Source organism: Mesorhizobium sp. M1A.F.Ca.IN.020.03.2.1 (assembly GCF_004023205.1).
In the GTDB taxonomy this organism is placed as follows: Bacteria; Pseudomonadota; Alphaproteobacteria; order Rhizobiales; family Rhizobiaceae; genus Mesorhizobium.
This window is the reverse complement of record NZ_RZSV01000050.1, coordinates 17,770-31,097: the sequence shown is the minus strand read 5'-3', so window position 1 is coordinate 31,097 and position 13,328 is coordinate 17,770. Positions and strand designations below refer to the sequence as shown.

Sequence of the window (13,328 nt, the reverse complement as noted above, 5' to 3'; positions counted from 1 at the left end):
TCGAACACGATGGCCCGCGCCAGCGCCACGCGCTGCTGCTGGCCGCCTGACAATTCGCTCGGATAGCGATGCGCGAAGTCGCCCATCTTGACCATGTCGAGCGCCTTGGCCACGCGCCTTTTCCGTTCCTCCTGGCCAACGCCGCGCAGCGTCAGCGGATAGGCGACGTTGCGGCCAACCGTCATATGCGGAAACAGTGCGTAGTGCTGGAAGACGACGCCGATGTTGCGTTTGTGCGCCGGCACGCCGACGACACTTTGTCCTCCGACCAGCAGCTTGCCGCTCGACACATCCGTGAAACCGGCGATCACATTGAGCGTCGTCGTCTTGCCGGAGCCGCTCGGCCCAAGCAGCGTCATGAACTCGCCGGGCTCGATCCTGAGCGACACGCCGTCCAGCGCCTTGAACGCGCCATAGGCCTTGGTGACGGATTCGAGGTCGATCGCCGCGCCGCGATTGTCCGGTCTTGGGTTCATAGGCGTCCCTTCCGCTCGCGGCCAAGAAGAAGCATGCCGCCGCCGATCAGGATGGTCGTGGCGCACAAAAGGATCGTGCCGACGGCCGCGACCGTCGGGTCGGCGTCGCGCGTGATCGAGGAGAAGATCTGCACCGGCAGGGTCTTGAGATAGGGGTTGGTGATGAACAGCGAGACGATGATCTCGTCGAAGGACGTCGCGAAGGCGAACAGCAGGCCGGAGAGGATGCCGGGCAGGATCAGCGGCAGCGTCACCGTCCGGAACGTGGTGAGCGCGCCGGCGCCGAGGCTCGCCGCAGCCGTCTCCAGCCGCCTGTCGAACACTTCCAGATTGGCCGACACGGCGATCAGCACGAAGGGCAGCGCCAGGATGGTGTGGGCGAGCACGAAGCCGGGCAGCGTGCCGACGAGTTGCGCATCGAGATAGACGGCATAGATGCCGATGGCCAGAACCACGCCCGGCACAACCATCGGCGTCAGCATCAGCATCCGCAGCAAATTGGCAGGCCGTGCCTTCATACGGTCGAGCCCGAAGGCGGCCAGCGTGCCGAGCACCGTTGCCAGCACCGCCACGATCGAGGCGACCTTCAGGGAATTGAGGAAGCTGGTCGACCATTCTGGATTCGTGACGAAATTCTCGTACCACTGCCAGGAGAAGCCTTGCGGTGGGAAGGAGAGCGACTTGTTGCCGTTGAACGACATCGGCACGACGACCAGCGTCGGCGCCACCAGCCAGATCGCCACCAGCAGGCTGACAAGGCCGAGAACGACACGGGTGAGCGTCTTCATTTCCATCAGCGCCGCCCCGCCTCCCGGTGCCGCGACCGCATCACCGGCGCTGCAAGCGCCAGCAACAGGAAGGTCGTGACCAGCAGCACCACGCCCATCGCGCCGCCGCGTCCCCATTGCAGCAGGCTGAGCACCTGGGTCTGCACCAGTGTCGACAGCATCGTCGAGCGCGGCCCGCCGAGCAGTGCCGGCGTGATGTAGAAGCCCAGCGCCAGGATGAAGACGATGATTGCGCCGGCATAGACGCCCGGCAGCGACAGCGGCAGGTAGACTGTGAAGAAAGCGCGGGACGGCCGGGCGCCAAGGCTTCGCGCCGCCTGCACCAGCCTGAGGTCGATGCCTTTCATCACCGAATAAAGCGGCAGGATCATGAAGGGCAAAAGCACCTGCGCCATGCCGATCACCACGCCCGTCTGGGTGCGGATCAGCCGGATGCCCGCGAAGCCGGCTGATCTCAGCAGCGAGTTGATGACGCCGGAATCCTGCAGCAGGATCACCCAGGAGAGTGTGCGCACCACGCCGCTCACCCAGAATGGGATCAGCACGCAGAGAACCAGGACGAGCCGCACGCGCGGCCCGACCGCGGTCATGAGGTAAGCATAAGGATAAGCGCAAACCACGCAGACCAGCGTCACCCATGCCGAGATGGTGAATGTGCGCTGGAGCACCGCGAGATTGACGGGCGCGCCGAAGAACCAGGCATAGTTCTGCACGCCCCATTCCGGCTCCGAGAGGCTGCGCAGCACGATGGTGAGCAGCGGATAGCCGATCACAGCTGCGAGCAGGATCATGGCCGGCAGCGTGAGCGCGAACGGCCGCCAGGCCCATCCTGCCCGTTTTTCGGCAGTCTGGATCGTCGGTTCGAGCGCGCTCACGGGCCTTGCCTCCGTCAGCTCAGTTGCCGGCCATCAGCGCGGACCACTTCTCCTGCGCCACTGGGAAGTTCTCGACCCAGAACTTGATGTTCTGCTTGTAGCCTTGCTTCTGGCGCTCGGGCGTGTTGGTCAGGAACGCTGCGACCGACTCGTCAACCTTCGGCTTCGCATCGTTGTTGATCGGCGTGTAGGAGGTCTGCTGCGTGAGAATCTCCTGCGCCTGCTTGCCGAGGTAGGCATTCAGCAGCGCATAGGCGGCATCCGTATCCTTGACGCCGACGGGGATCGTCATCTGGTCCATCACCACCAGCCAGTCCTGCCAGGCGGGCGCGTATTTGGCGCCGTTCTTGACCGCCGTCATGGCGCGGCCGGTCCACATCATCAGCATGTCGGCTTCGCCGGACTCCGCGAGCTGCTGCGATTCAGCGCCCGTCTTCCAGTAGATCGTGTCCGGGCCGAGCTTGCGAATCACGTCGATGGCCTTGTCGATGTCGGCAGCAGTCATCGCCTTCGGATCGCCGCCCGCCACCTTGAAGGCCTGTTCGAGCAGGCCACCGGTCGGATCGCCGGATCCGTCCAGGGCGCGCACGCCGGGGAACTTGTCGGTGTCGAAGAAGTCAGCCCAGTTCTTGGGCGGGTTATCTTTGTACTTCTCCTTATTATACATCAGCACGACGCCGTAGTTCATCGCCGGAACCGAGCACTCGCCGACCTGTCCTTCGGGTATCTTCGAGACGTCGAGCTTCGAGAGATCGAGCTTCTGGAACAGCTTTCCGCAATGGACGTAAGGCGGCAGATCGCCGGTATCGACCACGTCCCAGGTGACGTTGCCGGATTCGACCTGGGCCTGCAGCTTGGCGATCTCGGTCGGCCCGTCATTGAACAGCTTGACGCCGGACTTCTCGACGAACTCCTTCAGCGCCGCCACCTGGCCATCCTGATAGATGCCGCCATAGGAGACGAAGGTCAGGGTCTTGCCCTTGAGCGAGCCTTCCTTCACCTCGCCCGCGACAGGCTTTTCCTGTGCGAAGGCGGTGGTTGTCAGCATTCCGAGCGCCAGCACGGCGCCAAGACCTGCAAGTTTCGACTTCAACATAACTCTGACTCTCCCATTATGCCCGCGTTTAATCGGACTACCTGGCCGCGAGCGGTTTCCAGGGCTTGTATTGATCGAGCTCGGCGCGTGCCGAGGTCGGCGGTGCGATGATCCACATCACCTCGGCCCGACCACTGCCGATGTTCTCGCTGCGATGTGGTGTCGATGTCGCGTATTCGATGCTGTCGCCTTCTTCGAGGACGTGGCGGGCGTCGCCAAGAGAGACCTCGACGACACCGCGAAGGACGATCAGCATCTCCTGCGCGTCGCCATGCGTGTAAAGCGCGGAGCCGGTCGAGCCGCCGATATCGAACTCGCCGACATAGACCTCCATGTCGCTCAGCGGCGGGCGGGAAAGCAGCATCTTACGGCAGCCGTTGCTGGGCGGAAGGCTTGGCCGCTCGCTGCGCCGGAGCACGCCATGGTTCTGTGTCGCGCTTTCCTCGAACAGCATCGCGACGCTCACGCCCAACGCCGAAGCCATCTGGTTGAGCGAGGCAGTACTGGCGCCGGTCAGCCCGCGTTCAAGCTGGCTGATGAAGCTGGCGCTCGTTCCGGTCGCTTCCGCGAGGTCACGCAATGATAGACGGCGAGCGAGGCGCAGGGCCTTGAGCCGCACGCCCAGCACCTGCTGCGCATGAGCTGCAGCCGTGCCGGCACCGTTCGTCGCCGGAGCCTGGCCGTCCTCCGAAGCCTCGCGCATCCCGTTTTCCTCCACTTAACACCTTGTACAGTACCACTGTACAGCTGGCAATAGGGGGCGGATGCCATTTCCACGGTCCCATGGCGGGGAACGGAAGCCGATCAAAAAATTAAGCATTCAACGGCAGTATCGAATGTCGGCCGGCAAGATGTCGTACAGCAAGGACCATTGTCGATCTGCTGAGCGGGAAGGGATTGCGATATGTCATCCTGGCTAAGAAAAGGACCGTTGATGCTCGTGCGCAGCCTGCTGATGCTGGCTGTCTTGGCGATCGGCACTCTGACTGCACGGGCGTTGGAACCGGCCAGCTATCCGGAGCCGCCGGACTCCGTAGCTTTCACCGTTCAGAAGGACGGCAAGCAGATCCCGGTCACACTGAGGCAGTTGGAAAAGCTCGGCCTCTACAAAGTCATCACCACAAGTCCTTTCGAGCAAGGGCAATTGACGTTTGAAGGCGTCCTGTTCCGAGACGTGCTTAAGTCCCTGGGATTGGCAGATAGGGATTCCGTCACTCTAAGGGCCGCGGACGATTACGTGCAGGTGATTCCGCACGAGGATTGGACGGAAGGTCCTCTGCTTCTTGCGACGCGCCAGGACGGGGAGTTGCTCACCCGACGAACACAAGGTCCGACCCGCTTGGTCTATCCTCTCAAGGATTTCCCCGCCTTCGACACGCCGATCCGCAAACCGCGATGGATTTGGCTGATCAAGACGATCGAGTCCGACAACTGACCGGCTGGTAGGCCTCCATGGTGGGATCTCGACTGAGAGGCTGGCGCATTCCGCTTACCTATGGCAGTGCCATAGGGCTGGCGGCGGTCGGTTCCGCGATCCTCATCGTCATGCTGTTTGTCAGTATCAGCAAGATCGAGTCTTCGCTGCCCCGGTTCGGGTTCTTCGCCATCCGCGAATTCCATATTGCCATACGCGACGTGACCCACCTGAGGGATATGATCTCGCTTGCTGAGGTCGCGCCCAACTCTCAGGCGAGCCTAGATCATCTGGCCGCTGCAAACGACCTGGTTTACATCCGCTTCAAGCGGGTCGACGGCGGCGAAACGATCAGCGCAATTCCCGCATATGCAGGCATCGTGCCGCGCGTGAACGACGCGGTAACGCGGCTCGACGCAGTGATCGCGGCGGGGCTCCCGTTCGATCAGCAGCGCTTGAAGGAACTGGGTCTGGAACTGGAGCAGATCGTCGGCCGGATGAACGACGAGTACTACAAATACGGCGAGGGCGTTAACGCCGATCTCTATGCGTCGGAAGTCAGCCTGAATCGGTTCAACTATCAGATAGCCTTTGCTCTGACGATCTTGTCGCTGCTGGCAATCGGGACGGCGGTTCTGTTCATCGGGCGCCGGGAAACGATAAAGAAGCTGGAATTTCTCGCCTGGCGCGACGCGACCACCGGACTGAAGAATCGTGCCTGGATGGCAGCCAACAGGGACGCCATGCTGGACCGGGCGAGGGAGACCGGTAGGCAGCTTCAGCTGCTCCTGATCGATCTCGACCATTTCAAGAGCGTGAACGACACCTTCGGCCATCACGTCGGCGATCTGCTGCTGAAGGCGGTTGCCGAGGTCCTTCAGTCGGTCGAGCGGCCCGGCGACGTAGCCGCCGTGCGATTGGGCGGAGACGAATTCGCCATCATGGCTATTGCCGATCGGAATGATCATGACGATTTGGGGCAACGTCTGCGCGAACGGCTGAACAGGTTCGCAGAGTTGGAGGGCCATCAGGTGCGCATTGGCGCCAGCATCGGCATGGCATGTTTCCCTCAGCACGGTTCCGACATTTCCACGTTGCTGCACAGTGCCGATAGCGCTCTCTACACGGCAAAGGCCGAAGGGCGGTCCGGTTTCGTGACGTTTTCGCCCGCGATCCTCAGTCAGATCGACATGCAGCTCGGTGAAGAAGCGGCCATCAAGCGGGCCCTCAATTGCGACGAGTTCTTCCTGGTCTGGCAATCCCAGTTCGAGCTGGCGACCGGCCGCATGATCGGGGCCGAGGCGCTGGTCCGCTGGCACGACCCGGTCTCGGGAGCGGTTCGTGCGCCGGCATCGTTCATTCCGATCGCGGAACGAAGTGAGCTGATACTGGAACTCGACAAGATGGTTCTGGGCAAGGCTTGCGAGCAAGCCGCCCGATGGATGCCTATTTCCACCGAAGAGTTCATCTGCTCGGTCAACGTCTCCGGAAGAAGCCTCCAGACCGATGCCTATCTGACGCATCTCACCGAGACGCTGCGGCAAACGGGGTTGCTTCCATCGCGTCTGCAGTTGGAGATCACTGAAGGGATATTCATCCAGAACAGCCGCAATGCTCTGGAGAGTATCGGCAAGATTAGAAACCTCGGAGTGAGCCTGGCACTCGACGATTTTGGGTCAGGTTATGCGAGCTTCGGATACCTTGCCGATTTCGACTTGAACCAATTAAAGATCGATCGCTCGTTCCTCAGCGATCTGGCTTCCTCCACGAAGAAACAGAACGTGGTCCGAGGCATCATCGCGCTGGCCAATTCGCTAGGCCTGACCGTTGTTGCGGAAGGGGTGGAGAACGAAGCCCAACTCGACTTCCTGATCCACGAACACTGTCACGGCGCACAAGGGTTCTTTATGTCGGAGCCTGTTGAGGCAAGGTTGATGACCAACTATCTCGTCGCAAGGCAGGGTGGCGCCAAAACAGATGGAAAAACTCGAGCCGAGTCTCTTCGCTTGGGCCCATCCATGCTGCGGAAAGTCGCCAAGCAGGGCCGCAAGACCGCCGATTGAATCAGGGCTCAGCCCTCGCCGGAAAGATCCCTCCGCGCCTTGTCCAGCTCCTCGGCGTAGCGCCGCATCAGATGGCTTTCAGTGAGCAGGCCAAGCACGATGCGGTCGTCGAAATCCTCAACGACCGCTAGCTCTTCAGCGCCGGCGCGCTGAAAGGTCTCCGCGGCGGACTGGACGTTCATCGACGGCACCAGCACCGCATCCTTGAACTGCGCGAGCGCCTGCACCGGAGTCTCGCCGTCTGAGAGGTCACTGTGCAGTTCGGCCACGAGCAGCACGCCGACATAGTGCCGGCCCCCTTCGACGGCGATGACGCGCTGCGCCGAGCCGAGCGGGATCTCCTTGCGGAACTCGGCCAAGGTAATCGAAGCATCGATGGTGCGGACGTCCTTGCGCATCATCGACCCGACATTGAGGCTGCGCATCCAGCCGACGTCGTGGGCGCTGCGGATCGTCTCGCCGCGCAGATGGAAGCGCCAGGTCGAGAAGGAGTAGCCGAAGGTCTCGCGCACCAGGATGGCCGACATGATCGACGCTGCCAGCACCACGCCGGTGAGCGTCAGGTCCCGCGTCGATTCCAGCGCGAGAAAAGTCATGGTCAGCGGGCCGCCGACGACACCGACGGCAAGCGAGGTCATGCCGACGACGGCGGCGACCGCCGGATCGAGCGCGGTTGAGGGCGCGGCCATCACCATGACGCCGGCAAAGACCTTGCCGAGCAGCGCCCCCAGAAACAGCGAGGCGAAGAACAGACCGCCGCGGAAACCGGAGCCGAGCGAGATCGCCGAGGCAGCAAGCTTCAGCACGAAGACGCTGGCCACCACGGGAAGCGCGTAGTTCATGGCGAACTCGCGGTGGAGTGCGCCGTGTCCGCTGGACAGCACCTGCGGCGTGACCAGCCCGAGCAGCCCGACAACGATGCCGCCGATGAAAGGTCTGACGGAAGCGTCGATCGCCAGCCGCACAAAGACGCGCTCGATAAGGCTCACCAGATGCATGATCGCGATGGACGCCGCCCCGCCGAGCAGTCCCAGCAGCAGGAACGGCACATACTGGCTGGCGGTCAGCGTCGGCAGGCCGGAAAGTTCGAGCGGAAACGGCACGCCGCCGAACATCTCAGCCGTCAGCGAGGCGGCGATCGCCGCCGTCATGACCGGCGCCACATTGGCCACCGAGTAGATGCCGATGACCAGTTCGAAGCCGTAGAAGGCACCCGTCAACGGCGCGTCGAAGGCGGCAGCGATCGCGCCGGCGGCGCCGCAGCCGACCAGGATGCGCACGTCGTTGCGGCGCAGCCGGAAGGCGCGCGCCAGCCTCGAGGCGATGCCGGAACCAACCTGCGTATAACCGGCTTCCAGACCGACCGAGGCGCCGAAGCCGCTGGAGATCATGGTCTGGCCGACAATGATGAACGTATCGGTGAGCGACATGCGCCCACCGTAGAGCGCGTTGGCTTCGATCGGGTCGACAGGCGTTCTGAACTTCCGCCTTCTCAGCCAGATCACCGAAAGGCCGAGCAGCAGTCCCCCGATCGCCGGAAACATCGCCTGCACCGGACTGGCCAGCGAAAACATCGCCGAAAGGCGCCCGCCCGGCTGCACGTCAAAGAGCAGGAAGTGCATGGCTTGCACCAGCGCGCTCATGCCGGTGACCAGGGCGCCCGCGATCATGCCGACCATCCCCGCCATCAGCACAATGACGATGCCGCGCGCCTCGAGCACGGGAATGGAATTGATCAGCACCGCCCGAAGCCGGCGGGCGTAGACTTGCGGTTCGTTTATGGCAGGCAACGGAGCGGCTCGCCGGTATGCGGAGGATGGATGCTGCCGCGCCTGATACGCCCGACGGCATGGAGTGGCAACCGCAATGCCGACCGCTTGTGGCGCCATTTTGGCGTTGCGTCGATTAGCGACGGTTGGGCCGGCTACCCTCGCTGCGAGAACGGGAAAATGTCACTGATCGAAGATGGTCAGCGGCCCGCAATCGTCCCTCGCGACGAGGGTCGCCAGCAGCTCCGCCGGCTCCGTTGCGCTCGCCTTCTCCGCGAACGATGCACCGTGCCCGGCGGCTCGAACCAGGTCTGTCCTTTGGCGGCAATTCCTCCGTCTGCCTCACACAGCCAGACGGAAGTCGGGCCGCCAGCCGAGTTCGCTGACGGCCTTGTCGGTCGCGACATGGCCGTTCGGCTCGGCGATGTTGAAGGCGCCCGGCGCGCCGCGCTCGACGGCAAGCAGCGCCGCATAAGCAGCGGCATCGGCCGGATCGGCCGCAATCTCAGCTCCGGTACCAGGCCCGTAGAGATGCCCATAGCGCAGCACGATGCCCGTCATGGGCTCCTCGAGAACCTGCCGTTCGAGGGCGATTACGCCGCCGACGCTGATGCCGCGGCCGCCTTCGGCGCCGCTGTCGAGCGGATCGGTTTCGGCATGCGGCTCGGGTCCGGGCGCATAGGCCCAGGCGATGCTCTGCGCGATCAGGCGACGGGCGCCGGCCGACGCCGCGGCCTCGACCAGATTGCGGGTCCCCTCGTCGCGGACGCGCGCGTTTCCGATGATGGCCTCGCCCATCTTGTTGGGATCGAGTCCGGCCGGCAGATCGGTAAGCTGATGGATCACGACCTCCGGCTTCACCTCGGCGACCGCCGCAAGCAGGTCGCCGGCATCGAACACATCGATCACCACCGGGCTGGCCCCGATCGCGCGGAGCTCCTCGGCCTTCTCGGCCCGGCGCGTTGTCGCAGCTACCTGATGGCCGGCAGCGACCAGTTGCGGGATCAGGCGGCGGCCGATCGCGCCGGAACCACCAGCAAGAAAGATGCGATAGCCCATCGTCTTCCATTCCATCTTGCGATAATATCAGAGTTCGAACAACATATAAGAGCTCTTACATCGTGCGCAAGCAGAAACCGGAAATTCCGGCCCCTGGCAAAGGCAAGCGCGGCGAGGAAGGTTATCTCGGCTACCTGCTGCGCCAGGCCGCCGGCGCCTACAGGCTGCGGGTCGAGCGGGCGCTGGATGAGTTCGGCGTCACGCAGCCGCAATTCGCGACGCTGACCATGCTGTCGGCCTATCCAGGCATCTCCAATGCCGACCTCGCCCGGCTCGCGGTGCTGACGCCGCAGACGGTGAGCGTGATCGTCGGCAATCTGGAAAAGGCCGGTTCCGTGGTCCGCAAGCCGCATGCGGTGCACGGGCGCATCCAGCACCTTGATCTTAGCGACAGCGGCCGTGCCTTGCTGAAGAAATGTCGCGAGCGGGTGCAGCGGCTTGAACGCGAGCTGACCGCCGCACTTTCGGCCAACGAAGAGCGCGCCGTCCGGCGCTGGCTGGTCGCCGTCTCGATCGCGGACACGGCCGGTTAGATCGCAGTACCCTCGCCCGCTTCATAGAGCGCCAGCTTCCGATCCCCAATGCCGAGTTCCGCCCAGCTCGCGCGCCATTCGGCTATATGCGCTGACTTGAAATGCGCCTCGAGCGCCGCACGATCCCGCCAGGCTTCCGAGACATGGATCAGGCCGGGATCGAGAACATCCTGCGCATAGGAATATGCGAGGCAGCCGGCTTCGGCGCGACTCGCTGAAATCATTCGTCCCATCGCCGGCCTTGCCTGCTCGAGCCTGTCGGGTGGCAGCCGAATCGTGCCGATGATGAGGAGCATGCGCCTTTCCTTTCGCCAGCCGGCTCAAATCCCGTAGCCCCTCTCCCACCTTCGCGCAAGCTTGACCGGTTAACGGTCGGGAGCCTGCCTTTGCACTGGGCAAGTCTGGATTCGAGGACGATATGGCGATCAGCGAAACAATCCCGTCCGGCCTGGCGGCCAAGAATGGCCGCGACGTTTTCTTCGCGCTCGGCATCGTCGTCATCCTGGCGGTGCTGTTCCTGCCGATCCCGGCCTTCCTCATCGACATCGGCCTTGCCTTCTCGATCGCGCTCTCGGTGCTGATCCTGATGGTGGCGCTCTGGATCCAGCGGCCGCTGGATTTCTCCTCCTTCCCGACCGTGCTGCTCATCGCCACGATGCTCAGGCTCTCGCTCAACATCGCCACCACGCGCATGATCCTGTCGCATGGCAATGAGGGTACGCATGCCGCCGGTTACGTCATCTCGGGCTTCTCGAAGCTGGTGATGTCGAGCGACTTCGTCATCGGCCTCATCGTCTTCATGATCCTGATCGTGGTGAACTTCATCGTCATCACCAAGGGCGCCACCCGCATCGCCGAAGTCGGTGCGCGCTTCACCCTCGACGCCATCCCCGGCAAGCAGATGTCGATCGACGCCGACCTTTCCGCCGGAATGATCGACGAGAAGACGGCGCAGCTTCGCCGCCGCGAATTGGAAGAAGAATCCTCCTTCTTCGGCTCGATGGACGGCGCGTCGAAATTCGTGCGCGGCGACGCCATCGCCGGCCTCATCATCACCGCCATCAACATCGTCGGCGGCATCGCCATCGGCTATCTGCGCCACGGCATGGGCCTCGGCCAGGCGGCCGACGTCTTCATCAAGCTGTCGGTCGGCGACGGCCTCGTCACCCAGATCCCGGCCCTCATCGTCTCGCTCGCCGCCGGCATGCTCGTCTCCAAGGGCGGCACGCGGGGCTCCGCCAATCAGGCGGTGTTCGGCCAGCTCGGCGCGCATCCGCGCGCGCTCTATGTCGCGGCCTCGCTGCTCGTCATCCTCGGCCTTATGCCCGGTCTGCCGCTATTCCCGTTCTTTGCCCTTGCCGGCGCCATGGCCGGCCTCGGCTACGTCATCCCGCTGCGCCACAACCGCGCGCTGGCGGCAGCCGAAGCGCAGAAGAACAAGGAGAAGGCCGACAAGGTCGAGGAGGAGAAGAATTCGGTCAAGGCCTCGCTTGCGACTGCCGAGATCGAGCTGCTGATCGGCAAGCAGCTCTCGACCAGGCTGCTGGTCGCGCATCAGGAGCTGGTGTTCCGCATGTCGAAGATGCGCAAGAAATTCGCCCAGCAATATGGGTTCGTGGTGCCGGAGGTGCGCGTCGCCGACGACTTCGCCATCCCGCCGAAGAGCTATCAGATCAAGGTCCACGGCACCGTCGTTGCCGAATACCAGATGCGCGTCGGCGAAATCATGGTGCTGCTTGGCACCCGCGGCGTGCCGGACATCCCCGGTGAGGAAATCCGCGAGCCGGCCTTCGGCATGCGCGCCTATTCGGTGCTGGAAACCTTCGCCGAAGATCTGAAGCGCGAGAACTACACCTTTGCCGACAACATGTCGGTCCTGCTCACCCACCTTTCCGAGGTGATCCGCAACAACCTGCCGCAGCTTCTGTCCTACAAGGACATGAAGGCGCTGCTCGAGCGGCTGGACCCCGAGTACCGCAAGCTCGCCGACGAGATCTGCACCTCGCACATCTCCTATCCCGGCCTGCAGGCGGTGCTGAAGCTTCTGCTTGCCGAGCGCGTCTCGATCCGCAACCTGCACCTGATCATCGAGGCCATCGCCGAGATCGCGCCGCATGTGCGGCGCACCGAGCAGATCGTCGAGCATGTCCGCATCCGCATGGCGCAGCAGATCTGCGGCGATCTCTCCGAGGGCGGCATGCTCAAGGTGCTGCGCCTCGGCAACCGATGGGACCTCGCCTTTCACCAGAGCCTCAAGCGGGACGCCAAGGGCGAGGTGCGCGAGTTCGACATCGATCCGCGCCAGCTCGAGGAATTCGGCCAGGACGCCACCAAGGCGATCCGCAAGCATCTCGAAGCCGGCGAGCGCTTCGTGCTGGTCACCGCGCCGGACGCGCGGCCTTATGTGCGCATGATCATCGAGCGGCTGTTCACCACGCTGCCCGTGCTCAGCCACGTCGAGATCGCCAAGGGCGTCGAAATCAAGGTGCTCGGAACGATCTCGTGAACGCGCTCTCGCAAGGCGTCGTCATCGCCGCCTTCCTCGCCTTCTGCCGCATCGGCGCCTGTTTCATGCTGATGCCCGGCCTGTCGAGCGCCCGCGTGCCTCTCCAGGTCCGGCTGTTTGTGTCGATCGCCGCCACCGGCGGCCTGCTCGCCTTCCTCTGGGACCGCATCTATCCCTATGTCGACCCGCGCCCGCAGGTTCTGGTGCCGATGATCGTTTCCGAGCTTCTGGTCGGCGGGCTGGTCGGCGCCATGACCAGGCTGTATATGGAAGCGCTGCGCTTCATGGGCTCGGCCATCGCCATGATGATCGGCTATGGCGGCTCAGGCGGCCCGGCGATCGAGGAGCCGGAGCCGCAGGCTGCGCTTGCCGCCATCATCTCGTTCTCGGCGCTGCTCCTGCTTTTCGTCTTCGACTTCGACCACGAGATCGTGCGCGCGCTGGTCGCCTCCTACACGGTTGCTCCGGTCAATGTATTCTTCAACCCGCAGGCGGCGCTGGTCGACGTCACCGACACGGTGTCGGACGCCTTCTTCCTGGTCATCCGGCTCGGCAGTCCCTTCGTCGCCTACGCCATTCTGGTCAATTTGACGATCGGCTTCGTCAACAAGCTGACGCCGCAGATCCCGGTGTATTTCATCTCGCTGCCCTTCGTCATCGCCGGCGGGCTGATCATCTTCTACTTTGCCATCGGCACCTTGCTGTCGTTGTTCGTCGACGGCTTTGTCGACCTGACGCTAGCGAGGTAG

At 63.5% G+C, this 13,328-nt stretch carries 13 protein-coding genes; 5 read left to right on the top strand and 8 right to left on the bottom strand.

The window, feature by feature from the left end; translation table 11 throughout:
- From EOA79_RS11000 to EOA79_RS10980, 5 genes are all read right to left on the bottom strand, one after another.
- On the bottom strand, window positions 1-476 hold a 476-nt coding region (locus EOA79_RS11000), incomplete at its 3' end, for an ATP-binding cassette domain-containing protein (protein ID WP_128293011.1).
- Window positions 473-1,270 carry an ABC transporter permease gene (locus tag EOA79_RS10995; RefSeq protein WP_067326024.1) on the bottom strand — a complete coding sequence of 266 codons (798 nt, stop codon included), beginning with the start codon at window positions 1,268-1,270 and terminating at the stop codon, window positions 473-475. The genes EOA79_RS11000 and EOA79_RS10995, both read right to left, overlap by 4 nt.
- On the bottom strand, window positions 1,270-2,139 hold the full coding sequence (locus EOA79_RS10990; protein ID WP_095800452.1) for an ABC transporter permease: 870 nt from the start codon (window positions 2,137-2,139) through the stop codon (window positions 1,270-1,272). Before EOA79_RS10990 ends, EOA79_RS10995 begins: the two co-directional genes overlap by 1 nt.
- Before the next feature lie 19 nt (window positions 2,140-2,158).
- Window positions 2,159-3,235: an extracellular solute-binding protein gene (locus EOA79_RS10985; protein ID WP_095823402.1), complete on the bottom strand. Its 1,077-nt coding sequence runs from the start codon at window positions 3,233-3,235 to the stop codon at window positions 2,159-2,161.
- Window positions 3,236-3,272: 37 nt separating this feature from the next.
- A complete protein-coding gene (locus EOA79_RS10980; RefSeq protein ID WP_067327057.1) occupies window positions 3,273-3,938 on the bottom strand; it encodes an XRE family transcriptional regulator in 666 nt (221 codons plus the stop codon).
- Between the two features lie 231 nt (window positions 3,939-4,169).
- Between EOA79_RS10980 and EOA79_RS10975 the strand changes: the two genes are divergently transcribed.
- Both EOA79_RS10975 and EOA79_RS10970 read left to right on the top strand, forming a co-directional pair.
- Window positions 4,170-4,670: a molybdopterin-dependent oxidoreductase gene (locus EOA79_RS10975; protein WP_067326015.1), complete on the top strand. Its 501-nt coding sequence runs from the start codon at window positions 4,170-4,172 to the stop codon at window positions 4,668-4,670.
- A 17-nt stretch (window positions 4,671-4,687) separates the two neighbouring features.
- Window positions 4,688-6,712: a bifunctional diguanylate cyclase/phosphodiesterase gene (locus tag EOA79_RS10970; RefSeq protein ID WP_127335611.1), complete on the top strand. Its 2,025-nt coding sequence runs from the start codon at window positions 4,688-4,690 to the stop codon at window positions 6,710-6,712.
- Between the two features lie 8 nt (window positions 6,713-6,720).
- On the opposite strand, the gene EOA79_RS10965 is transcribed toward EOA79_RS10970, so the two are convergent.
- Window positions 6,721-8,502 carry a chloride channel protein gene (locus EOA79_RS10965; protein ID WP_164748411.1) on the bottom strand — a complete coding sequence of 594 codons (1,782 nt, stop codon included), beginning with the start codon at window positions 8,500-8,502 and terminating at the stop codon, window positions 6,721-6,723.
- A gap of 321 nt (window positions 8,503-8,823) precedes the next feature.
- Window positions 8,824-9,540 carry an NAD(P)-dependent oxidoreductase gene (locus EOA79_RS10960; RefSeq protein ID WP_095823580.1) on the bottom strand — a complete coding sequence of 239 codons (717 nt, stop codon included), beginning with the start codon at window positions 9,538-9,540 and terminating at the stop codon, window positions 8,824-8,826.
- A 62-nt stretch (window positions 9,541-9,602) separates the two neighbouring features.
- Between EOA79_RS10960 and EOA79_RS10955 the strand changes: the two genes are divergently transcribed.
- Window positions 9,603-10,073 (top strand): MarR family transcriptional regulator, encoded by a 471-nt coding sequence (locus EOA79_RS10955; protein ID WP_095823405.1) that lies wholly within the window; start codon window positions 9,603-9,605, stop codon window positions 10,071-10,073.
- Here EOA79_RS10955 and EOA79_RS10950 read toward each other — a convergent pair.
- Window positions 10,070-10,369, bottom strand: a complete 300-nt coding sequence (locus EOA79_RS10950) for a putative quinol monooxygenase (RefSeq protein ID WP_067002458.1) — start codon at window positions 10,367-10,369, stop codon at window positions 10,070-10,072. The genes EOA79_RS10955 and EOA79_RS10950 overlap by 4 nt on opposite strands.
- Before the next feature lie 122 nt (window positions 10,370-10,491).
- Here EOA79_RS10950 and flhA point away from each other — a divergent pair, with 122 nt between their 5' ends.
- Both flhA and fliR read left to right on the top strand, forming a co-directional pair.
- Window positions 10,492-12,579 carry a flagellar biosynthesis protein FlhA gene (gene flhA / locus EOA79_RS10945; RefSeq protein WP_067326003.1) on the top strand — a complete coding sequence of 696 codons (2,088 nt, stop codon included), beginning with the start codon at window positions 10,492-10,494 and terminating at the stop codon, window positions 12,577-12,579.
- Window positions 12,576-13,328: a flagellar biosynthetic protein FliR gene (gene fliR / locus EOA79_RS10940; protein ID WP_095823406.1), complete on the top strand. Its 753-nt coding sequence runs from the start codon at window positions 12,576-12,578 to the stop codon at window positions 13,326-13,328. The genes flhA and fliR overlap by 4 nt, the downstream gene beginning before the upstream one ends.